This is a genomic window from Azospirillum picis, from assembly GCF_017876115.1.
GTDB classification, from domain to species: Bacteria; Pseudomonadota; Alphaproteobacteria; order Azospirillales; family Azospirillaceae; genus Azospirillum; species Azospirillum picis.
Genome location: NZ_JAGINO010000043.1, coordinates 1 through 23,558 on the forward strand (window position 1 = coordinate 1; position 23,558 = coordinate 23,558).

Sequence of the window (23,558 nt, forward strand, 5' to 3'; positions counted from 1 at the left end):
AACTCGGCCGTGAAAAGCCTCTGCGCCGATGGTACTGCATCTTAAGATGTGGGAGAGTAGGTCGCCGCCAGGTCACTCAGGCACAAGAGACGCCTCCAAACACGCTGCGCAATCATCTTCGATCAACGACGAACGCCCCGGCCCAACACGGCCGGGGCGTTCGTAGTTCCGGGCATCCTCATCGCTGCACCGTCATTGCCGAGCCGGCTCGGGCGGGAACTCAGGAAACCGGTCTGGCATTGCCGACCACCGATCCTCCAGCAGGCCGCGGCTGGCCTGCCGGCATAGGATTGGATCATTCCATCACGGTATACAAAATTCTGTGAGTGGTGCCCGCACAGTCCCTGCCGGACTTGGAACTGACCGTCGTAAGGATTTTATCGCGGGTTGATAGCCGCATCGAAGCGCGCCGATTTCGGGAAAGGGATAGTATCCCTCCCCATCCCTTTTTCCCGGACAGCTATCCCTACACCAAAGTGCAAAATCTCCTCCTCTTCTGCAATTTCGAGGCAGAGGACAAGCGTGCGCTCCACCCGTTCGGTGGCTGGGCGCCTGACGGGGGAAGTCATGCTGGAAGTGTCACACTATACCGATTGCACGAGCACGCTGGTCGAACGCCTGACCCAGGCCGTGCGGGAGGTCCGGCCCGACAACCGGCTCTCGATCAGCCTCGATGGCATCGACTTCCTGAGCCTTCCGGAACTTACCGCCCTCCTCAGCGCGATGCAGAGCGCGCGGCGGCGTGGCATCACCACCGACATTGTCGGCCTCTCCTCGTCCCTTGAGTCCCTGCTGACGCTGGCGGGCGTGACATTCCACTGAGCGATTGACCTTTCGCCCGATCTGCAACGGAGGTTTGCCCGATGCCCAGAAACATCCTCGCTGTGGACGATTCGAAGGTGATGCGGGACATGGTCCGGATTGCGCTGACTGGCGCCGGCTTCTCCGTGCGCGAAGCCGGCGACGGAATCGAGGCGCTCCAGCGCATCAACGGCGATCCCATCGACCTGATCATCACCGATATCAACATGCCGAACATGGACGGCCTGACCTTCGTCCGCCACGTCCGCTCCAAGCCCGGCTATCAGCGGACGCCCATCCTGATCCTGACCACCGAGGGGACGGACGGGAAGAAGGCGGAAGGCAAGGCCGCCGGAGCCACCGGCTGGATCGTCAAGCCCTTCACCCCTGAGAAGCTGCTGGACGTCGTGCGCCGCGTCTGCCCCTGACGCCGCGTCCGCTCACGGCCCGCCACCCGATTTTGCCCGAAAGCTGCCGCCATGTCTTTTGACCAGGACATCATGGACGAACTGCGGGCGACGTTCTTCGACGAGTGCAGCGAATATCTGCTGCGCAACGAGGAACTGCTCGCGTCGCTCCGAGGTGGCATGGGCGGGGCGGAAGAGCGGGAAACCCTGGATGCGATCTTCCGCATCGCCCATTCGATCAAGGCTGGTGCCGCAGCCTTCGGTCTGCCGCTGCTGGCCGACCTGACCCATCACCTGGAAGCGGTGCTGGACCGCTTGCGCACCGGGCGCCTGGCGCTGGACGAGGTTCTGCTGGGCTTGCTGCTGCAATCGGGTGACGCCCTGGCCGCCCAGGTGGATGCCGCCCGCAGCGGCATTGGCGGAAATGCCGGTTCAGTCCATGCGATGATCGAGCGGCTGTCGGGCATCGCGATGCAGGAACCGGCAGTGCCGCCGATGCCGTCGTTGTCGGCTCCCCGCACCGTCCCGGCCGGCGTGTTGCGGCGCTGGGCCATCAGGTTCCGGCCGATCGCCTACTCCGGCGGCAACGAGCCGATGCTGATCATCCGGGCGCTCGCGCGGTTGGGGCGGCTGGTTTCGACGCTGGACCTGACGCAGTTGCCGGACATCGAACAGTTCGATCCGACGGAGCCGGTCCTGGCTTGGCGGATCGAACTCGAAACCATTCATCCGGAAGCCGACATCCGCGAGATCTTCGAGTTCGTCGAAGATGAGGCCGACATCCTTATAGAGCAGGTCGAGGGCGTGGAACGAGCCGCCGCACCGGCGGCCGACCCGCTTCCGGTGCCGGCCGAACCGCCGCAGCGGGCGCTTGCGGACTTTCCCGCCCCTCCTGCGCCGCAGAGCCCCGTCCACGAGGCGGCGCAGGGCAGCGGCAAGGGCAGCATCCGCGTCGATCTCGACAGGGTGGACCGGCTTGTGGATCTCGTCGGTGAACTGATCATCACCGAGGCGGCACTCGCCCAGGTCTGCCAGGAACTCGACCCGCGTGCGCAGAGGCGGCTGGCCGCTGTCGTGAAGGGGCTGGGCCTGCACAGCCGCAATGTGCAGGACGCCGTGATGGCGATCCGCATGCAGCCGGTGAAATCGATCTTCGCCCGCATGCCCCGGATGGTTCGCGACCTTGCCACCCGCCTGGGCAAGAACGTCGAGATCGCCACCGTTGGCGAGATGACCGAGGTGGACAAGACGATCATCGAGGAACTTGCCGATCCGCTGACCCACATGATCCGCAATGCGCTCGACCATGGGATCGAGCCGCCGGCCGATCGGATCGCCGCTGGCAAGCCGCCTTGCGGGACCATCACCCTGTCGGCGGAGAACAAGGGCGGGCGCATCATCATCCGGGTGGAGGACGACGGCCGCGGCATCGACAGGGCCCGGGTGCTGGCGCGGGCGCGATCGCTGGGACTGGTGCCACCGGATGCGGCACCATCCAGCGAGGAGGTCGATGCCCTGCTCTTCGCGCCGGGCTTTTCCACCAGCGATACCGTAACGGACGTATCCGGGCGCGGGGTCGGCATGGACGTGGTCCAGCGCAACATCCAGCGTCTTGGCGGGCGCGTCACCGTGCAGTCGGAGCCGGGGCGGGGAACCGGATGGACCATGAGCCTCCCCCTGACGCTGGCGGTCCTCGACGGCATGCTGGTCCGGACGGGGGGCGAGCTCTACGTCATCCCGCTGGCGAACATCCTGGACAGCACGAGGCCGAAGCCGGCCGACGTGCGCGAGGTGGTCGGTCACGGCACCATGGTCTACCTGCGCGGCGACTGGCTGCCGCTGCTGCGGCTCGGAGATCTGTTCAATCTTCCGACGGCGCGACGCGCACCCTCGCAGGGGATCGTCGTGCGGGTGGAGACGGATACCGCAGGCACCATCGGCCTGCTGGTGGATGAGCTGCTGGGTCAGCAGCAGGTCGTCGTGAAGCCGTTCGAGCAGAACTTCACCCATGTGCGCGGCATCGCGGCCACCACCATCCTGGGCAACGGCCGCGTGTGCCTGATCCTGGACCTGGACGATTGCGTCGCCCTTTCCCGCGCCGCCGCGTGCGATCCGCGCGATACGCCCTGTGCTGCCGGCCGCGCAGCCGAATGAACGCGCCGACGCAAATGGAAAGCAAGACCGTGATGACTACCAAAGCCGGCGCCGCCGCCATGCCGACAGCCGAGAGAACGAAACTCCAGGAGGGGCGGCCGGTCCAGTTCGTCGCCTTCAAGGTGAACGGGCATGACTTCGCCGTGGACATCATGGCGGTCCAGGAAATCAAGGCCTGGAGCGACGTGTCGTCCCTGCCCAACATGCCGCCCTACGTCCGCGGCGTGCTGAACCTGCGCGGCAACATCGTGCCGATCTTCGACCTGCGCTGCCGCTTCGGCCAGGGCTTGACCGAAGCGACCCGGCTGCACGTCGTCATCATCCTGCTCGTGCAAGGGCGCACCATCGGCATCCTGGTGGATGCCGTTTCCGACATCCTGAAGGCCTCCAGCGATCTGCTGCGCGACCTGCCGGAGCAGGGGGACGGGCGCGACGGCTGCGTCTGCGGCCTGCTGACCGCGGGTGACCGGATGATCGCGCTGCTCGACCCCGCCCGCCTCATCAACCAGTCGCTCACCGCCATCGCCGCCCACCAGGGCATCTGACCGTTACCGTCTTGCCGACCGGGCGGATCCTGCCGGACCGGCCATATGAAGGGACAACCCCATGACCATGACCAGCCATTCCGCCGCCCCGCCGACGAGAGTCGACACCGCCCTCCTTGGCACGCTGCTCGCCGGGCTCGGCTTGGCCGGCGTGGCTTCGGCTTGTCTGGCGTTGCAGGATTGGGACTGGCCGCGCCTCGTCCCGCTGGTCGCGGTCTGCTGCCTTGCCGCTGCCGGCGGAGTGGCCCTCCTGCTGGCGGCACAGCGCCGGGCGGAGGGATGCGTAGGCGCGCTCAAGGGGGAAGCGGTACGCTATGCCGCCTGGGTCGCGGCGATGCGGGCGGCGGCGGCGGGCGAGACACCGGACACCGATTCCTTTTCCGCCGAACAGGCCACGGCAGTGAGGGACGTGACCAACCGTACCCTGGAGGCGAGGCGCCTGCGGGCCGCCCTGCACAACTGCCAGACCAACATCATGGTCGCCGACAACAATCTCGACATCATCTATATGAACGAGACGATGCTGGAGATGCTGCGGACCGCCGAGACCGATATCCGCAGGCAGATGCCCGACTTCCGCGCCGACAACCTCATCGGCCGGAACGTCGACGCCTTTCATCGCCATCCAGGCCACCAGCGTGGCGTCATCAAGGACCTGCAGGGCGCGCATCGCGCCCAGGTCGAGATCGGCGGCCGTTCGTTCGGCCTGACCGCCAGCCCGATCCTGGGCGCCCGTGGCGAGCGGCTGGGGACGGTGGTCGAGTGGGAGGACCGCACCAACCGCCTGGCCCGCGAACGTGAACAGCAGCGGATCGCCACGGAGAACGTCCGCATCCGAGCGGCCCTGGAGAATTGCCAGACCAACGTCATGGTGGCCGATGAGAACCTCGACATCGTCTACATGAACCGGACGATGGTCGAGATGCTGCGCAATGCCGAGGAGCAGGTGGCAAGGCAACTGCCCGGCTTCAAGGTCGACGGGCTGCTCGGCTCCAGCATCGACCGCTTCCATCGCAACCCGATGCACCAGCGGACGATGCTGGCGGCGCTGACCGGCCGCCATCAGGCGGCGCTGCCGATCGGTGGTCGCGACTTCGTGCTGATCGTCAGCCCGGTGTGGGACGACCGCAAGCAGCGGGTCGGCACGGTGGTGGAGTGGGCCGACGTGACGGCGCAGAAAGCCATCCAGGCGGAGATCGGCGAAATGGTCCAGGCGGTGTCGCGCGGCGATTTCTCCATGCGCCTGGACCCCGCCGGCAAGCGCGATTTCCAGCTCGTGCTCGTGGAGTCGCTGAACAGCCTGTGCGAACGCGTGGAGGCGGCGATGGAGGACATCGGCGAACTGTTCAGCGTGCTTGCGGAAGGCGACCTGACGCGGCGCGTGCGCGGCGACTACGAGGGCCTTCTGAAGCAACTGTCCGACGATGCCAACATCACCACCGGCCGGCTTTCCGACACCATCCGCCGCATCATGTCGTCGAGCACCGAGGTTGCGGCGGCTGCCGACGAGATCGCCAACGGCGCCGTCGACCTCGCCGAACGCACCGAACAGCAGGCCTCCAATCTGGAGGAGACCGCCGCGGCCATGGAGGAGATCGCGTCCACCGTCAAGACCAATGCCGAGAGCGCCCAGCAGGCAAACCAGCTCGCGCTGGGAGCGCGTGACGTTGCCCTGCGCGGCGGCAACGTGGTGAAGAACGCGGTCAGCGCCATGGGGCAGATCGCCAGCTCGTCGCAGCGGATTTCCGACATCATCGGCGTGATCGACGAAATCGCGTTCCAGACGAACCTCCTTGCCCTGAACGCGGCGGTGGAGGCGGCTCGCGCCGGCGACGCCGGAAAGGGCTTCGCCGTCGTGGCGCAGGAGGTCCGCACCCTGGCCCAGCAATCGTCCGACGCCGCCAAGGATATCAAATCGCTGATCATGGAAAGCGGCGGCCATGTCCGGCAGGGCGTGGAACTGGTCAACAGCGCCGGCGGCCAGCTCGACGAGATCATCACATCGATCAAGCGCGTTGCCGACATCGTCTCGGAGATCGCGGCGGCCAGCCGCGAGCAGACCGTGGGGATCGACGAGATCAACCGGGCCATTTCCAACATGGACCAGATGACCCAGCAGAATTCGGCGCTGGTGGAGGAGAGTGCGGCGGCGTCGCGCACACTGCAGGAAAGCTCGGCCGGCCTGCTGGCGCTGGTCGGCGTCTTCAAGATCGGCGATCTGCCTGCCCAGGCCGACCCGCCCCGCGGCGGCCTGGGCAGGACGGCGCCGGCGATGCACAAGCCCGCCGCCGCCCGGGTGAAGCCAGCGCCGCTTGGCGGGCAATCCGGCGGACATTCGGGACGCCCGGCACGCGCCACGGCGAACGGACATGCGGGCGGCTCCGTGGACTGGTCGCAGTTCTGACGGCGGAAGGGGCGCAGGTCCGATGGTGCAGGCATCCACCGCGCCGCTGCGTCTCAAGGACGCCGACTTCCGCTTCATCGCGGAACTGGCCTGCCGGCGTACCGGCATACAGCTTAACGCCGGCAAACGGGATCTGGTGCAAGCCCGCCTGGCCAAACGGGTGAGGGCGCTCGGCCTGTCCGGCGTGTCCGACTATGTGAAGCTCCTGCGCTCCCCGCGGGGAGAGGAGGAGATGACGAACCTGATCAGTGCGCTGACCACCAACGTCACCGCCTTCTTCCGCGAGGAGCATCATTTCCGCCATCTCCACGATCAGGTGGTCGTTCCCTGGCGGGCGGGCGGTTGCGGACGGCTGCGGCTGTGGTCGGCCGCCTGTTCCACCGGAGAGGAACCCTACTCCATGGCCCTGACGCTGTTGAAGGCTGTGCCGGACGCTGCGTCGCATGGAGCCCGGATCCTGGCGACCGACCTGGATGGCGTGGCGCTCGGCCGGGCGCGAACCGGGATCTACCAGGCTGCGGCAGTCAAGTCCGCGGTAAAGCCCTCGTTCGGCTATGCGGCCGGACGGCATTTCGTCAGCGCCGGGCCGGCGGAGGTCCGCATCGGACCGGAGGCGCGCGACCTCGTCGCGCTAGGGCAGCTCAACCTTCTGGAACGCTGGCCGATGCGCGGCCCGTTCGATGCCATCTTCTGCCGCAACGTGATGATCTATTTCGACCAGCCGACCAAGCTGTCGCTGTGCAGGCGCCTCGCGGCGCTCCTGCGGCCGGGCGGCTTCCTCTATATCGGGCACTCCGAAACGCTGTTGGCACGCGATATCCCGCTGCGCCCGATCGGCGGAACCATCTACCGGCGCATTGCCGGAGAGGAGGATGCCTGATGTCCGATACGGCATTCGCGACACCTGTCCGCGTCGTGATCGTCGATGATTCCGCACTCGTGCGGCAATTGCTGCGCACCATCCTGGACGGCGATCCGCGGATCCAGGTCGTCGCCACCGCCAGCGATCCGCTCCAGGCCCGTGCCGCGATCAAGGAAACCGATCCGGACGTGGTGACGCTCGACATCGAGATGCCGCACATGGACGGTCTGTCGTTCCTGGAAAAGATCATGACGCTCCGGCCGATGCCGGTGGTGATGATCTCTTCGCTGACCAGCCGCGGTGCGGAAACGACGCTGACCGCCCTGGAAATGGGGGCGGTCGACTTCGTCCAGAAGCCGGCCGTCGACCTGAGCGTCGGCTTGGCCGACTTGGCGCGCGAGATCACCGACAAGGTGGTGGCCGCCGCCGGTGTCAAGCGGCGGCTCTCCGCCCGCTGTGCGGCTCTCCGCCCATCCGCCGGACCGGCGGCCACCGGTGGCCCGGCACCGGTGCCGCTCAACTCCTGCGCCGAGCGTGCCGTCGTCGCCATTGGGGCCTCCACCGGCGGTGTCGAGGCCCTGCGCGAGGTGGTCTCGGCGCTTCCGCCCGGCATGCCTGCCGTCCTGATGGCCGTGCATATGCCCGCCGCCTACACCGGCCGCTTCGCCGCCCGCCTCGATGCCCTGAGCCCCCTGGCCGTCAAGGAGGCGGAGCATGGCGAGTCCGTGCTGCCTGGCCACGTCTACATCGCTCCCGGCGGACAGCATCTGGAACTGGCCGGTGCCGAAGGCGCCTACCGGTGCCGCCTGCACCGGCAGGACAAGGTGCAGGGTCACCGTCCGTCGGTCGACGTCCTGTTCGGATCGGTCGCCGCAGCGGCAGGAAGCCGGGCCGTGGGCGTGATCCTCACCGGCATGGGCCGGGACGGTGCCGACGGGCTGAAGCGGATGCGCGATGCCGGCGCCAGGACCGTCGGGCAGGACGAACGAAGTTGCATCGTCTACGGCATGCCGCGAGCCGCCCGCGAACTCGGCGCCGTGGAGCGCGAGGTGCCGCTCCCGCGCATCGCATCCACGCTGGTCGGGCTCCTCGCAGGGCTTGGCCGCATTGGCGAACACCCCCCATCGGGGTTGTGAGGGCGGAGGCGTGAGGGCCGGAGAAGCAGGATTGTGAGGAGATGACATGAGGGACGGCATTCTCGATGGGCGACGGATCCCTGCCGATCCACCTCCGCCGGATCATGTGCGTATTGCCACGGTCGATCTTGCGATCGGCGCGCTGTCGGGCGAGATGGGCCGCACCTCGCAGATCATCGAGGACGGCATCAACAGCCTGAGCGCCGACTTCGAGGCGTTGTCGGCCCTGGCCGTCCGTCAATCGGAGGTGCTGGAACGCATCATCGACCAGACCCGGCGGATGACGGTCGGCGACGAGGTGGTGGGCTTCACGGAGATCATCGGCGAACTGGCCGAGACCTGCGCCGTGGCCATCCGGCGGGCGGAGCGCCTCACCGGCGGTGCCCGGGCCATGCTGGACGTCTTCGAAGCCTGTGCCGCCACCGTCGGGCGGGTGGAGCAGATGACCGGCAATATCGATCGCCTCAACAAGCAGACGGTCATGCTGTCGCTGAACGCCAAGATCGAGGCATCGCGGGCCGGCGAGCACGGGCGGGGTTTCGGCGTTGTCGCCGACGAGGTGCGGGACCTGTCCCATTCCATCCATTCGGTCTCCACGGCCATCCGCCAGGCCGTGGCGGAGATGGACCGGGAAATGCGCGCCGGCATGGGGCGGGTCGATGCGGTGCTGTCGGACCATCAGGGAGGAGATCTCGACCTCGACCGCATCGGCGTGATCGGTGCTGCGTTGAGCGGTCATACCGCCGGCCTGGCCGGTTCCGTCGCACAGTCAGCGGAATGCTCGCAAGCGATTGGCCAGACGGTGCCCCGGATCATGTGCAACCTTCAATTCCAGGACCGCGCCAAGCAGAGGATCGAGAACACGGTTACGGTGCTGTCCATCCTTGGTTCGGCTCTCGGTTCGGTCCTCGGCACGGCCAACGGGATTCCCGGCGGGGTAACGGGTGCGGCGGCAGCCGACCGCGATTGGATTGAAAATCTTCTGCGCCGTATCACCCTTGCCGAGATGGAGGAGGCGCTACGCCTGTCGCTCTTGGGAGAGGTGAGCAGTCAAAGCCGGAGTGATGATGTGGAATTGTTCTGAGATCACCGCCCTGGGGAGCGCGACGGGAATGAAGATCCACCGAAGGATGCCGGAATCCTGAATTTTCACGTTTATTGCCTACGAGAATTCTACTGAATGTTTTTCGTCGCAGACCTTCAGCCATTTCAAAATTTCAACTGCTCATTCGAGAGGCCGGTTGCGTCCTTGGTAAGTCCTGATTTCCTGGCTCTGGAACGCGCACAAGTTTGGTTGTGGAGGGCGTGAAGAGTCTTGCCAAACACGACTTTTTAACCATTCCACCACTATCTTCCCGCCACGGAGAAGAGGCCCCGGGGCAGTGGTCAAGGGAGAGTGAGGGTGAGGATTCTCGTTGCCGACGACCATCCTCTGTTCCGCGAGGCGCTGGAGCTTTCGATCGGCTTCCAATGGCCCGACGCGGAGTTCGTGTTCGTCGAGACGCTCGATGGTGAGGTGTTGGCGGTCACCGGGGTCCTCGGGCAGGTCTTCGACCTGATCGTACTGGATTGGAATATGCCGGGCATCGGTGACAGTGACCCCATCACGCGGTTGCGCGAGTGCGGAGTGCGCGGTCCGGTCGCGGTGATGACTGGTGCCGAACGCCCGGCCATCGCGATCGAGGCGTTCCGGAGCGGTGCCGCGGCCTTCCTGCCGAAGACCACGCCCCGCCGTGTTCTCGGCCCGTCCCTGAAGGTGGTGATGGAAGGGGGAACGACGGTGCCCGCGGAGATCCTCATGGCCCTCGCCGGCGAGGACAGTCTGGGTGCCGCCGATGACGACGGGGCGGACGCCGATGGCCCGGGGGAACAGGCAGCGCTGACCGACCGCGAGCGGGACGTCTTCAGTCTTCTGTCCACCGGAGCCACCAACAAGGAAATCGCCCGCCAGCTCGAATTGGCGGAGGTGACGGTGAAGTTTCATACACGCCGCATCTTCAAGAAGCTGGGCGCGCGCAACCGTGCCGATGCGGTGCGCCGTGCCCAGGAGATCGGCCTGCTCGACGGAAGCGGACCTTGACCCAGCCTCTCGATACGGCTTCGGCAGGCGTCTGCCGGCCGGAGCCCTTCTGATAAACTGCCGGACCTTTCATGCCCTATTCGCACGTCACCACGGAAAGATCCGTCAACTCCCTGTCGAAGAGGTTGATCCGCAACGCCGCCATCACGGCAACGGCCCTGATGCTGGCGGTATTCGGCGTTGCGCATTGGACCGGCGCCGACATGCTCGACCGCATCGCCGGGGCGCAGGATGAGGCTCTGGCCCATGAGGTGGCGGAGCGGGTCGCCGTTCTGCGCTCGCAACTCATGCAGAAGGTCGATGTGCTCAGCGCGGCGGTGGCCGCCCACCACGAAACGCCCGGCTTCGGCGATTCCGCCCTCGACGCATTGCTGAGGCACAGCTTCGACTCCCTGACCGAATTCGGCCGCCTGTGGGTGGTTGCCCGTCCCCTGGAACCGGGTGCCATGCCGCCGCTCGCCGAACTGGAGGGCAAGGCGACGATCCTGGCGCGGGACGGGGCAGGGATGGTGCGGGCGGCCACGCTCGACAACAGCGATTACGACCTGATCCGCCGGGCGGTCGAGACGGGCCGCAGCCAGCTCGGGGCGGCGCAGGCCAGCCCGTCGGGACCCTTGCCCGGCAGGTTGTCGACCGTCGTGGTGCCGGTGGTGGTCGGCCGGGAGGTCGCTGGGGTGATCGGCTACGACGTGCGGATGATGAACTGGATCCGCATCGGGGAACAGGTCGAACCCACCCTCCAGCCCGCCGGCGTCGGTTTGACCATCCTGTCGCGGACCGGCACTTACCTCTTCCATCGCGACAGGTCGCTGATCGGCCGTCCGCTGTCGGCAGGCGCCGGCACCGATCGCCCGGTGGCGGCCGATGAGGCCGAGGCGCTGCGCTCCGGCACCACGATTTCCCATAGGCGCACGTCATCGTCGGGCGCCCCATACCGGCGCATCGGGCTGCCCGTGCCCAACCTGGGCGGTGAATACCGGCACTATGTCCTGCTGGACACGCCGCTGCCGCCGACAGCGCTGCTGGACATGCGCATGGCGGTGTTCGGACTGTTCTGCCTCGCCGCCCTGACGGTGTTCCTGCTTCTGCTGGGCCGGATGGTGCGGCGGATGGTCGGGGTTCCCCTGGAGCAGATCCATACCGGCATCCAGCGGCTCGACCGCGGGCTCGACGAGGTCACGCTCCCTGCCGCCCTGCTGGAGCGCGCCGACCAGATCGGCGACATCGCCCGGGTGATGGAGGCGTTGCGCCGGTCCCAGGGAGAACGCCGGGAATTGCGCGAAATGGTCATCCGCAACGCCCGCGACGTCGAGCGCATGATCTCGGCCATCGATGCGGCGCTGGACATGATCCTGGTGTTGGACGCCGAGCAGACCATCATCTATGCCAACCAGGCGGCCTGCGCGATGGTTGGCGCGCGTGATCCGGACGATATGCTGGGCCATCGGCTGAGCGCACTGGAGGATCCGAACACCACGCTGCGCCGGGCCGAGCTGCGGGTGACCGACGCCCTGGAAAGCGATGGCTTCTGGGAAGGCCTGTTCGAGAATTACCGCACCGTCTTCGGCGAATGCGTCCAGGCGATGGAGGTGCGGTTCACCCGGCGTCCCAACGGTGACATCGTGGTCATCGGCCGCGACGTATCGGCCAGGCATGCGGCGGCCAGGGAGAAGGCCGATCTGGAGCACCGTCTGTCGCAGCAGGACAAGATGGATGCCGTCGGGCGGCTCGCCGGCGGAATTGCCCATGACTTCAACAATCTGCTTGGCGCCTTGACCGGCTACGCCGACTTCCTGGTCTGCGATCTGCCGGCGGGGAGTGCGCAGCGCGAATATGCGGACCGCATCCGTCGGGTGTGCGGCCGGGCCAAGGATATGGTGCAGCAGATCCTGGCCTTCTCGCGGTCGGGCGAGGCGGTGCTGGTGAATACGCGGCCGCGCCAGATCCTGAACGACGTCGCCATCCTGCTCCGCACCAGCATCCCCTCTACGGTGGCGCTGAAGGTCGACGTTCCCGACGATCTGCCCGAGATCTGTGCCAACGCGACCCAGCTCGTCCAGGTTCTGGTGAACCTTGCCATCAATGCCCGCGATGCGCTGCCCGAGGAAACCGGCAGCATCACCGTCAGCGCCGGTGTGTGGAACGGCGAGGGCGATCCCGCGTTCGGCTGCGGGGCCGGGTGGGGAAGCTACAAGGCCTTGCCGCCCACCGGTGACCAGGCCCACGTCATGTTCGAGGTCGCCGACAACGGCAGCGGCATGAACGAGGAGGTGATCGTCAAGGCATTCGACCCCTTCTACACCACCAAGGAGCAGGGAAAGGGCACCGGGCTGGGACTGGCGGTCGTCATCGGTATCGTCAAGGCCCATGGCGGCGGGCTGGTGGTGTGCAGCCGCCCGCACACCGGCACAGTCCTTCGTGTCTTCGTTCCGGTCGGCAATTGCGAAATGCCGGCGGCGGAGGAGGCGGAGCCGGTCGACCTGCTGCAGCTCCGCGCGCGGCGGCGCTGCCGTGTCCTCGTGGTGGACGACGAGGGGGACATGGGCGACATGGTGTCGGTCGGGCTGGAGCGCGTCGGCCACGAAGTGGCGGTCTGCGATGATCCTCAGGACGCGATCGACGCCTTTGAGGAGGATCCGGACGCCTTCCACCTCGTCATCACCGACCAGACCATGCCCGGCATCAGCGGCGTGGCCCTGATCCGGCGCCTCAAGGCGCAGCGCCCGGATCTGCCCTGCATCCTCTACACCGGCTACAGCCGCCTGGTGGATCAGTCCACGGCTGCCGCAGCCGGCGCCGACGCCTTTTTCCTGAAGCCGGTGCAGATGTCGGTTCTGGCCGAGGCCGTCGAACGGCTGCTGGATGCCGCGGCCGAAGCCGCCGGCGAAACCGACCCAGGCTGTGACGGCACGTCCGCGTCCACGATCTTCTGAGCTGCCGTCCCGAAGGCGCCGCTCGAAATCCGTCCGGTGTCGTATTTGCTCGGGTTGGCTCAGCTCAGGAGGGGGGCGCAACTCCTTCCCGACATGAAAGGGAGATCGCACGCAGGACATTTCGCCCGGCATCCTGTCCGGCGTTGTTGCGCGACCTCGTCTCCCAGTCGGCGCCGGCGTGGTGAACGGCCTCGGCAGCCAAGGCGCATCGGGTGTGAAGGGTTTTCCCCGTAATCAGGAGATCCCGGCGCAGGACCTCGCGACGCGGCCTCCGGGACTGTTCCGATCGGCGATTTGCGAAATCGGCAGCCGGATTGTCGTCGCGGCAGGCAAGCGATGCGGGATCGCGTCCCGTCCGGAGCGGAGGGCATCGTGCAAGGGCCGGCCATGCCGGTACGGCATCCGCCTCGGTGGACAATACGCCGTTCACCGCCACCGCAATCCGCCCGAAACCGGTGACACGGCGCCCCGGACCGCTGGCACGGCCTTCCCCGTCTCGTGCCGCGGCCGTGCGGCCGCGCGCGGTTCCGCCGGCTGCTGCGGAACTCGATTTCAGCACAGCCATGTCCGGATGGTCTCCGAGGCGCTGTCCTCGGAGTTGCATGCCTGCGGCAGGGGGCGGTCAGCCGGTGTAGTGCAGGATCAGCCGGTTGATGCCATCCTTCCGCTCGAACCGGACGGTCGGGAAACACTGCAGCAGCAGCCAAAGGCCGCGGCCGTTTTCCGCGAAGAAATCGGGCGGATTGGCGGCTGCCTCGACCGCGGCTGCATTGAGATCGCGGTCGGAGGCCACGCCATCGTCTTCCAGCACCAGCAGGACGCCGCAGCCGTCCGGGCGGCAGGACAGGCTGATTGTCCTGTCCTCGCGCCCTTGGCAGGCATGCTGGACGATGTTGTTGGCGGCCTCGGCGAGGCCGATCTGGAGCCTGACCAAGCCGTCCTCGCCGAAGCGCGCGGCCAAGCTCCGGCAGAGCCCGTCGGACAGCAGGGGGACGTCCTCCAGGCGGCTGGCGATTGCCATCTGGAAAAGCATGGGTTCTGGATCCGACGGCATATCAGCCGGCAAAGCTGGCAACTGCGTCATCTCGTGATTTCCGAACGGTAAGGACCTGGTCCATCCGGGTGAGGGCGAACATGGTCTGAACGGCCGGCTGCAGTCCGCAGATGACCGGCCGGCCATGCTTGTTGAGGCGCTTTACCACCGATACCAGCGCGCCGAGGCCACTGGAATCGAGGAAGGTCACGTTGCTGAAGTCGATCACCACGCGGTCGGGATTCCCCTCGATCTGCTGAAGGAATTCCTCGCGGAAGCGTACGGCCTGAGCCGCGTCCAGCCTTGGCCCCGTGACCTCCAGCACCAGTACGGAGTCGATGATGTGTGTCTTGAGCATCGAAGTCGATCCTGTTGTGGCGATGGAATTTTATGACGAGTGATGGCGGGCGGGGGTGGCGAAGGTTTCAAAGGCGACGATGGAGACGTCGTCGTCGAAGCTGCCGCCCTGGTGCCAGCCGTGCAGCTCGGTCTGGATGGCCGCGATCATGCGGTCGAGCGATGCTGTGCGCGTCAGTTCCAGCACCTGATGCAGGCGATCCTGACTGTAGAGGGTCCCGTCGGGCGCCGCGCATTCGGTCACGCCGTCCGAATAGAAGAACATGCGGTCCCCCGGCTCCAGCCGGACCTCCACCGTCTCGTAGTCGGCGTCCGGGAAAAGCCCGACCGGGAAGCCGCCGTTGCCGACCGCGACCGGCCGTCCCCGCAACGGCAGCACGACGGGATTGGGATGTCCGGCCTGGCAGAAGCGCAGGACCCTGCCGTCGCGGTCCAGGATCCCGCAGATCATGGTGAAGTAGTCGGAAATGCTGTCGTCGCACTGGAACTGGCGGTTCAGGTCGGCGACCACGGCATCGGGTTGCCGCGGCGTGCGGCCGTCGTCGCGTTCGACGAAGGCTTCCGCCGTCAGCAGCCGGCACAGCATCACCGACATCAACGCCGCCCGGGCGCCATGGCCTGCCACGTCCAGCACATAGAACGCCACCGAGCCGTCCGGCAGGACCTGGTAGTTGTAGACGTCGCCGGAAATCTCGGTGGAGGGAGTCAGCGCGGCTGCGAACCGCGCGACCCCCAGATCCAGCGACGGCTTCGGCAGAAGGCTCCGCTGGACACGGGCGGCCGCCTCCATGTCCTCCTGAAGGCGGCGGTAGGCGGTCCGCAGCTTCTGGTTCGTCTGGGCCAGCAGCGTGTTGTTGCGCTGCATCCGCTGCTGCAGGGTGAGGATGCGTTCGGCAACCCGCAGCCTGGCGGCCAGGGTCTGCATATCCACCGGCTTGCTGAGGAAATCATCGGCACCGGCCGCCATCGCCTCGAGGAAGTTCTCCTGTCCCTGCCTGGCCGTCAACAGCATGACGTGGATGTGGTTGGGCCGCGGCAGGTCGCGGATGCGCCGGCATAGGTCCACACCCGTGATGCCGGGCATCATCCAGTCGCTGATGACCAGGGAGATGCTGGGGTCGGCCCGCAAGGCCGCCAGCGCCTCTTGGCCATCGGCGGCCGGAACCACCTCGTAGCCGAGCCGGACGAGCCCGGCCGCCAGCATGTCCCGCATGCAGGAGCTGTCGTCGACGCAGAGGACACGCAGTCTGTTAGGCATATGCGTTGGTTGTCGCGTTGTGGTGCAGGGGATCGTCCAGGGGTGTCGTATGGGTTCCGTCGCTTGGGAGGGCCGCCAGCAGATCGGCTTCGAGGCTGAGGCCTCCCAGCGCCCCCGATACCCCGTCCAGGGCATGGTCGAGGAGCCCGGTGGTTCCGCTCAACACCGTGGAGGTTACCGATCCGGCCACCCCGACGTCCAGCGTGATCGCCTGGTGCGCCAGGTCGATGGCATGTCCCGCACCGTCGAGCAGGTCGACGGTGACCGAACGGCTGCCGCAGTCGTCCGACGGATCGAGACGGATCGCCTTCAGCACCGACTCATAGACCGAGGCCGAAGCCTGGCCGCTCAGCGTCAGCGTATGGGACGAGGCGTCGTAGCCGCCGCCGGTAACCTGGATGCCGGTCCCGGCGATGACAAGGTGGCCCGAGGCGTCGGTCTCGGTCCGCAGGCCGCCCAGCGTCAGCAGGTCGCCATCGTGGAACCCCCCTTCCAACGAGACCGTGGCGCCGGTCACCAGTTGCGTTCCAAGCACCGACAGGCTGAGCGACGGGGCAATGGCGACGCCGGTGCCGAGGCCGAGAGCGAGGCTGTCGCCGAGATCCGGCAGCACGGTGACATGCAGGGAACCGGTGGTCTGTACCGCCGCCAGCCCGGCGACCTCGGCGGAGGCCGTTACGGTCAGGGTGAAGTCGTCGAGGCTGTCGGCAGGCGGGGTCAGGCGCAGACCGAGCAATTGATCGGCGTGCAGCGTCCAACTGCCATCCTGGTTGTGGATGCCGGCCGACAGGCTGGCGCCCACCGGCAGCCCGGCAACGGTGAGGTTGACCGTTGCCCCGAGGTCGAGCCCGGCCAGCCCGACCCCGATGTCCAGCAGGGCCGATCCGTGTTCCAGCACCGTCAGGCCGGGCAGCGACAGATGGGGAAGCTGGAGTTCGGGCTGGACGTGCACGGTCAGGCTGGCGCTGGCCTCGGCCAGAGACTGGTTGCAGGGACCGATGCTGCCGTCCAGCGCATGGGCGGTGACGGTCAGGTGGAGGTCGCCGGAGAAGCCGCTCGCGGTGTGCAGCTTCAGCCCGGCGAGCTGGGCGGCGGTCAGGGTCCAGCTACCGTCGCCGTTGTTCAGGCCGGCCGACAGGCTGGCGCCGGCCGGCAGCCCCGCGATCGTCACCGACAGCACCTCCGAACCATCGGTGTCGCGGAGGGCGGCGCCGATGGTGAGGGCGACATCGTGGCCCTGGTGCCCGCTGCAGTCGGCGACCGTCAGCAGCGGCACGTCGGCCACCGGCTTGACCGTCACCGCGAGCGACCCGCTGGCCGATGCCGGGGCGGCGGTGCCGTCCTTGGCAGTGGCCGTCACCGTCAGCGACAGGGTGCCGGCGTAGTTGGCCGGCGGCGTCATGGTCAGGCCGACCAGGTCGGCGCTGGTGAGGGCGTAGGTGCCGTTGCCCAGCGAGGTGCCGTGGTTGAGCGTTGCCCCGGCGGGCAGGCCCGAGATCTGCAGGCCGGTGATGGTTTCCGACCCGTCGATGTCGCCGGTGGCGATGCCGATGGCCAGAGCGATCGGGCTGTCCTCGGCTCCGATGGCGGCGGGAAGCGCCAGCAGCGGCGTATCGGTGACCGGTGCGATGGTGACGGTCACCGGCTTCACCGTCACCCCGACCGCACCCAGCAGTTCGCTGGCAACGGCGCCGACGGTCAGCGAGATCGTGCCGCTGAAGTCTGGCGGCGGCAGGATCGCCAGCCCGCTCAGCTCTGCCGCGGTCAGTGTCCAGGTGCCGGTGAGCGGGTTGACATGCCCGGCGCTGAGCCGGCCGCCGGCGGGCACGCCGGCGACGGTAAAGGAGAGGGATTCCGAACCGTCGAGATCGAGGAGGGTGCCGGAGATGCCGAGCGGGATCGGCTGGTCCTCGGTGCCGTTGATCGTCGCGCCGACGGTGAGCGTCGGCAGGTCGGCCACCGGAGTGACATGGACAGCGAGCGTCTTGTTGATGGTGACCAAGCCACCGACCAGCTTGACCGTGGCGCCGAGCTGGAAGTCGCCGGAGTAGTTGGCGGGCATGTTCAGCGTCAGGCCGCTCAGCAGGCTTGCGTTGATGTTCCCGGCGCTGACCACGACCCCTCCCGAGGTCAGGGTGGCCCCCGCCGGGACGCCGGTGAGCGACACGTTGGCGATGCTGCCGAGGTTGAGCGACAGCAGCGTCTGGCCGATGTTGATGCCGACGTCCTCGGTTCCATTGACCGCCACCAGCGAGGCCAGGGTGGCGAGAAGGGCGGCGGTCGGTGCCGCGACGCTGACGGTCAGCGCCTTCTGGATCGAGGCGACGGCGCCGTTCGCCTCCTGCGACACGGCGGTGACGGTGACCGGCAGGCTGCCGGAGAAGCCGTAGGGCGGCGTCACCGTCAGGCCGGCGATCTGCGAGGGCAGTACCGTCCAACTGCCGTTGCCGTTGTCGATGCCGGCGGACAGGTGGGCGCCGGTGGCGACGCCGATGATGTAGTGGAGGTGTTCGGTCCCGCTGGTATCGGTCAGCGCGCCGGCGATGTTGAGCGGGATCGCCGAGGCATAGGCACCGGCCGAGCCGGACACAGTCAGAGTCGGTGCGTCGGCGACGCCCACGACATGGACGCCGAGCGTCGCGGAGACGCTCGCCCCGAGCCGGCTGCCGCCGAGGTTGACGGTGGCGCTCAGGGAGTAGTCGCCCGAGAGGTCGTGTGGCGGGATCAGGGTGAGGCCGGCCAGTTGCGCCGGCGTCAGCAGGTAGGAGCCGTCGGCCAGCTTGACGCCGGCGCTGAGGGCGGCGTTGCCGACCCCGGTGACGACCACCGAGTCGATGGTGGCCGAGCCGAGCAGGGCGGTCAGGCTGCCCAGCAGGTTCAGCGCCACTGGCGTGTCCTCGACACCGGCAACGACGCCGAGGTTGAGGGCAACGCCGGCGGAGATGCCGCCGCTGCCGGACCCGGTCACGGTCACAGGCACGTGCACCGCCGCGCTGGCCGCACTGTTGCCGTCGGCCTCGGTGGCGACGGCCCGCACCGTCAGGTCCATGACGCCCGTGTAGTGACACGGGGGCGTGATGGTCAGGTTGGCCAGTTGGTCGGCGCCGACCGTCCACACGGTGAAGCCGCCGGCCGAAGCGGTCAGCACGCCCTGCGACAGCCGAGCCCCGGAAGGGATGCCGGAAATCTGCACCGACACCGTCTCGGAAAGATCGATATCCCGGCTGACCGCCGACAGATGGAGCGGAATGGCGGTGTCCGCCACTCCGGTGGATGCCGCGGCCGTCAGCAGCGGAGTATCGGCGACGCCGGTCACCGTCACCGGCAGGGAAAGGCTGGTGACGGCGCCATCGCCGTTCGCCTCGACCGAGCGGCCGGTGACCGACAGGGTGAAGGTGCCGCTGAAATCCCTGGGCGGGGTGATGGTCAGGCCGGAGAGCTGGGCGGCGGAGAGGGTCCAGGTGCCGTCGGCGTTGTGGATGCCGGCCGAGAGCGTCGCACCGGTCGGAACCCCGGCAATCGTGACGCTGAGGGTCTCCGAACCATCGATGTCTGTCAGGTGCGCAGCGATTGTCAGGCCGATCGGCTGATCTTCGCGGCCATAGGCCGGCAGCAGGGCGAGGCTGGGAGCGTCGGCAACGGCGCCCACCGTGACGGTGAGCGTCTCGGTGTAACCGGCCTGGGTGCCGTTGACCGACGCCGTCGCGGTGACCGTCAGGTCGAGGCTGCCGGAGAAATTGGCGGGCGGAGTCAGCGCCAGGCCGGCGAGCTGTGCCGGAGACAGCGTCCAACTCCCATCACCGTTGTTGGTGCCGGCCGAAAGCGTGGCACCGCTGGGAACCCCGCTGATGACGATGCTGAGCACCTCGCCGGCGACCGGGTGGGTCAGGCTGCTCGAAAGGGTGAGGGCGATCGAATGGTCTTCGACGCCAACGACGTCGACCACCGACAGGGTAGGAGTGTCGGCTTGCGGCGCGACGGTCACCGTCAGGAATGCCGTCTGGCTGGCCTGGGTGCCGTTGACCGAAGAGGTGGCGGTCACCGACAGGTTCAGCGTACCGGAGAAGTCGGCCGGAGGGGTGATGGTCAGGCCGGAGAGCTGGGCAGCAGAGAGCGTCCAGGTGCCGTTTCCGTTGTTGACGCCGGCCGAGAGAGTGGCCCCGTTCGGAACGCCGCTGATGACGACGCTCAGCGTTTCACCCGCCACCGGAGTGTTCAGGCTGCTGGAAAGCGTCAGGGCGATCGGCTGGTCTTCGATGCCGGCCGCATTGAGCACCGACAGGTTTGGTGCATCCGCTTGCGCGGCGATGGTGACGGTTAGCGGGACCGTCTGACTGGCCTGGGTATCGCCGTCCAGCGCATGGGCGGTGACGGTCAGGTGGAGGTCGCCGGAGAAGCCGCTCGCGGTGTGCAGCTTCAGCCCGGCGAGCTGGGCGGCGGTCAGGGTCCAGCTACCGTCGCCGTTGTTCAGGCCGGCTGACAGGCTGGCGCCGGCCGGCAGCCCGGCGATCGTCACCGACAGCACCTCCGAACCATCGGTGTCGCGGAGGGCGGCGCCGATGGTGAGGGTGACATCGTGGCCCTGGTGCCCGCTGCAGTCGGAGACCGTCAGCAACGGCACGTCGGCCACCGGCTTGACCGTCACCGCGAGCGACCCGCTGGCCGATGCCGGGGTGGCTGTGCCGTCCTTGGCGGTGGCCGTCACCGTCAGCGACAGGGTGCCGGCATAGTTGGCCGGCGGCGTCATGGTCAGGCCGACCAGGTCGGCGCTGGTGAGGGCGTAGGTGCCGTTGCCCAGCGAGGTGCCGTGGTTGAGCGTCGCCCCGGCGGGCAGGCCGGAGATCCGCAGGCCGGTGATGGTTTCCGATCCGTCGATGTCGCCGGTGGCGACCCCGATCGTCAGGGGGATCGCGCTGTCCTCGTTTCCGGTGGCCGCGGGCAGGGTAAGGACCGGTGTATCGGTGACCGGTGCGATGGTGATCGTCACCGGCTTCACCGTCACGGCTTGCCCGCCCAGCAGTTCGCTGGCAACGGCGCCGATGGTCAGGGAAATCGTGCCGCTGAAGTCCGGCGGCGGCAGGATTGCCAAGCCATTCAGATCGGCGGCAGTCAGCGTCCAGGTTCCGGTCAGCGGATTGGCGGTACCTGCCGTGAGCCGGCCGCCGGCGGGCACGCCGGCAACGGTGAAGGAGAGCGTTTCCGATCCATCGAGATCGACGAGGCTGCCGGAGATGCCGAGCGGGATCGGCTGGTCCTCGGTGCCGGCGATCGTCGCGCCGACGGTGAGCGTCGGCTGGTCTGCCACTGGATCGACATGGACGGTCAGGGGCTGGTCGAGAGTGATCAGGCCGCCGAGCAGCGTGACGCCCGCCCGGATCTGGAAGTCGCCGGAATAGTGGGCGGGCAGATGCAGGGTGAGGCCGCTCAGCAGGTCGGCGCTGATGTCGTTGGCATTGATGTTCACCAGACTGCCGGACGACAGGGTGGCGCCGGGCGGCAGATCGGTGATGCCGACCTTGGCAATGACTCCGAGGTTGAGCGACAGCAACGCCCCCCCGATGTTGATCCCGACGTCCTCCGTACCGATGATGGCCGGCGGGGGAACCAGGACCGGAGCCGCGACATCGACGGTCAGGGATGCCTGGGCATAGGCGGTGTCGCCGTTCACCTCCTGGGACACGGCGGTGACGGTGACCGGCAGGCTGCCCGAGAAGCCGTAGGGCGGCGTCACCGTCAGGCCGGCGATCTGCGAGGGCAGCACCGTCCAGGTGCCGTCACCATTGTCGATGCCCGCAGACAGGTGTGCGCCCACCGCAACGCCGATGATGTAGTGGAGCGTTTCGCTCCCGCTGGTATCGGTCAGCGCGCCGGTGATGGTCAGCGGGATCGCCGAGGCATAGGCACCGGCCGAGCCGGACACAGTCAGAGTCGGTGCGTCGGCGACGCCCACGACATGGACGCCGAGCGTCGCGGAGACGCTCGCCCCGAGCCGGCTGCCGCCGAGGTTGACGGTGGCGCTCAGGGAGTAGTCGCCCGAGAGGTCGTGTGGCGGGATCAGGGTGAGGCCGGCCAGTTGCGCCGGCGTCAGCAGGTAGGAGCCGTCGGCCAGCTTGACGCCGGCGCTGAGGGCGGCGTTGCCGACCCCGGTGACGACCACCGAGTCGATGGTGGCCGAGCCGAGCAGGGCGGTCAGGCTGCCCAGCAGGTTCAGCGCCACCGGCGTGTCCTCGACACCGGCAACGACGCCGAGGTTGAGGGCGACGCCGGCGGAGATGCCGCCGCTGCCGGACCCGGTCACGGTCACAGGCACATGCACCGCCGCGCTGGCCGCACTGTTGCCGTCGGCCTCGGTGGCGATCGCCCGCACCGTAAGGTCGATCACTCCATTGTAATGCAGCGGCGGAGTGATGGTGAGATCGGCCAACTGATCGGCACTGACCGTCCACACCGAGAAGCCCCCGGTGGAGCTGGTCAGCAGGCCATGAGACAGCCGTGCGCCCACGGGTACACCGGCGATCTGCACCGACACCGTCTCGGAGAGATCGATGTCCTGGCTGACCGCCGACAGGTGGAGTGGGATGGCGGTATCGGACGTGCCGCTGGAAGCCGACACTGTCAGCAGCGGAGTATCGGCAACGCCGGTCACCGTGACCGGCAGGTCGAGGCTGGTGCTGGCGCTGTCGCCATTTGCCTCGGCCGAGCGTGCGGTGACCGAAAGGGTGAAGGTGCCGCTATAGTCCCTCGGAGGCGTAATGGTGAGGCCGGAGAGCTGGGCGGCGGAGAGGGTCCAACTGCCGTCGCCGTTATCGGTTCCCGCGGAGAGGACCGCACCGGTCGGAACACCGGCGACGGTGATGGCGAGAGTTTCCGACCCATCGGTGTCGACGAGCTGTGCGGCGATGGTCAAGCCGATCGGCTGATCTTCGGGGCCGTATGCCGCCTGCAAAGCGAGGTTCGGCGCGTCGGCTTCCGAAGCGACGGTGACGGTCAGCGCTTCGGTGTGGCTGGCCTGGGTGCCGTTCACCGAGGAGGTGGCGGTGACCGACAGGTTCAGCGTGCCGGAGAAGTCGGCCGGCGGCGTGATGGTCAGGCCGGAGAGCTGGGCGGCGGAGAGCGTCCAGGTGCCGTCACCGTTGTCCGTGCCGGCCGAGAGGACCGCACCGGCAGGCACGCCGCTGATCACCACGCTGAGCGTCTCGCCGGCCGCGGGGCTGGTCAGGCTGCTGGAGAGGGTCAGGGCGATGGCTTGGTCTTCAGTGCCAGAGGCGTTGGTGACCGAGAGGTTCGGCGCGTCGGCTTCCGGAGCGACGGTGACGGTCAGCGCTTCGGTGTGGCTGGCCTGGGTGCCGTTCACCGAAGAGGTGGCGGTCACCGACAGGTTCAGCGTGCCGGAGAAGTCGGCCGGCGGCGTGATGGTCAGGCCGGAGAGCTGGGCGGCGGAGAGCGTCCAGGTGCCGTCGCCGTTGTCGGTGCCGGCCGAGAGGACCGCACCAGCAGGCACGCCGCTGATGGTGATGCTGAGCGTCTCGCCGGTCACTGGAGTGGCGAGCGAAGCGGTGATGCTCAGGGCGATGCCATGATCTTCGCT

General features: G+C 67.8%; 14 protein-coding genes. 10 read left to right on the forward strand and 4 right to left on the reverse strand.

Features of this window, described 5'->3' with window-relative positions; genetic code table 11:
- Nucleotides 1-567 precede the first annotated feature (567 nt).
- The 10 genes from J2850_RS30895 to J2850_RS30940 all read left to right on the forward strand — a co-directional run bounded on the left by J2850_RS30895 (nucleotide 568) and on the right by J2850_RS30940 (nucleotide 13,322).
- Nucleotides 568-822 (forward strand): STAS domain-containing protein, encoded by a 255-nt coding sequence (locus tag J2850_RS30895; RefSeq protein WP_209991173.1) that lies wholly within the window; start codon nucleotides 568-570, stop codon nucleotides 820-822.
- A gap of 41 nt (nucleotides 823-863) precedes the next feature.
- Entirely contained in the window at nucleotides 864-1,229 is a 366-nt protein-coding gene (locus J2850_RS30900; RefSeq protein ID WP_209991175.1) for a response regulator, read from the forward strand.
- A 51-nt stretch (nucleotides 1,230-1,280) separates the two neighbouring features.
- Nucleotides 1,281-3,362, forward strand: a complete 2,082-nt coding sequence (locus tag J2850_RS30905; protein WP_209991177.1) for a chemotaxis protein CheA — start codon at nucleotides 1,281-1,283, stop codon at nucleotides 3,360-3,362.
- A gap of 32 nt (nucleotides 3,363-3,394) precedes the next feature.
- Complete coding sequence (locus J2850_RS30910) at nucleotides 3,395-3,907, forward strand: chemotaxis protein CheW (RefSeq protein ID WP_246513775.1); 513 nt, start codon at nucleotides 3,395-3,397, stop codon at nucleotides 3,905-3,907.
- Between the two features lie 61 nt (nucleotides 3,908-3,968).
- Nucleotides 3,969-6,311: a methyl-accepting chemotaxis protein gene (locus tag J2850_RS30915; RefSeq protein ID WP_209991179.1), complete on the forward strand. Its 2,343-nt coding sequence runs from the start codon at nucleotides 3,969-3,971 to the stop codon at nucleotides 6,309-6,311.
- A 22-nt stretch (nucleotides 6,312-6,333) separates the two neighbouring features.
- Nucleotides 6,334-7,191: a CheR family methyltransferase gene (locus J2850_RS30920; RefSeq protein ID WP_209991181.1), complete on the forward strand. Its 858-nt coding sequence runs from the start codon at nucleotides 6,334-6,336 to the stop codon at nucleotides 7,189-7,191.
- Entirely contained in the window at nucleotides 7,191-8,309 is a 1,119-nt protein-coding gene (locus J2850_RS30925) for a protein-glutamate methylesterase/protein-glutamine glutaminase (protein ID WP_209991183.1), read from the forward strand. The genes J2850_RS30920 and J2850_RS30925 overlap by 1 nt, the downstream gene beginning before the upstream one ends.
- Nucleotides 8,310-8,355: 46 nt before the next feature.
- Nucleotides 8,356-9,393 (forward strand): methyl-accepting chemotaxis protein, encoded by a 1,038-nt coding sequence (locus J2850_RS30930; protein ID WP_209991185.1) that lies wholly within the window; start codon nucleotides 8,356-8,358, stop codon nucleotides 9,391-9,393.
- A 318-nt stretch (nucleotides 9,394-9,711) separates the two neighbouring features.
- Nucleotides 9,712-10,389 (forward strand): LuxR C-terminal-related transcriptional regulator, encoded by a 678-nt coding sequence (locus tag J2850_RS32290; protein ID WP_209991187.1) that lies wholly within the window; start codon nucleotides 9,712-9,714, stop codon nucleotides 10,387-10,389.
- Nucleotides 10,390-10,460: 71 nt separating this feature from the next.
- Entirely contained in the window at nucleotides 10,461-13,322 is a 2,862-nt protein-coding gene (locus J2850_RS30940; protein ID WP_209991189.1) for a hybrid sensor histidine kinase/response regulator, read from the forward strand.
- A gap of 622 nt (nucleotides 13,323-13,944) precedes the next feature.
- On the opposite strand, the gene J2850_RS30945 is transcribed toward J2850_RS30940, so the two are convergent.
- From J2850_RS30945 to J2850_RS30960, 4 genes are read right to left on the reverse strand one after another with little or no spacing between them, the layout of a single operon-like run.
- Nucleotides 13,945-14,355: an ATP-binding protein gene (locus J2850_RS30945; protein WP_209991191.1), complete on the reverse strand. Its 411-nt coding sequence runs from the start codon at nucleotides 14,353-14,355 to the stop codon at nucleotides 13,945-13,947.
- Nucleotides 14,356-14,377: 22 nt separating this feature from the next.
- A complete protein-coding gene (locus tag J2850_RS30950) occupies nucleotides 14,378-14,713 on the reverse strand; it encodes an STAS domain-containing protein (RefSeq protein WP_209991192.1) in 336 nt (111 codons plus the stop codon).
- Nucleotides 14,714-14,743: 30 nt separating this feature from the next.
- Nucleotides 14,744-15,970, reverse strand: coding sequence for a PP2C family protein-serine/threonine phosphatase (locus tag J2850_RS30955; protein WP_209991194.1), 1,227 nt, complete (start codon nucleotides 15,968-15,970; stop codon nucleotides 14,744-14,746).
- Nucleotides 15,963-23,507 (reverse strand): Ig-like domain-containing protein, encoded by a 7,545-nt coding sequence (locus J2850_RS30960; protein WP_209991196.1) that lies wholly within the window; start codon nucleotides 23,505-23,507, stop codon nucleotides 15,963-15,965. Before J2850_RS30960 ends, J2850_RS30955 begins: the two co-directional genes overlap by 8 nt.
- Nucleotides 23,508-23,558: the final 51 nt, after the last annotated feature.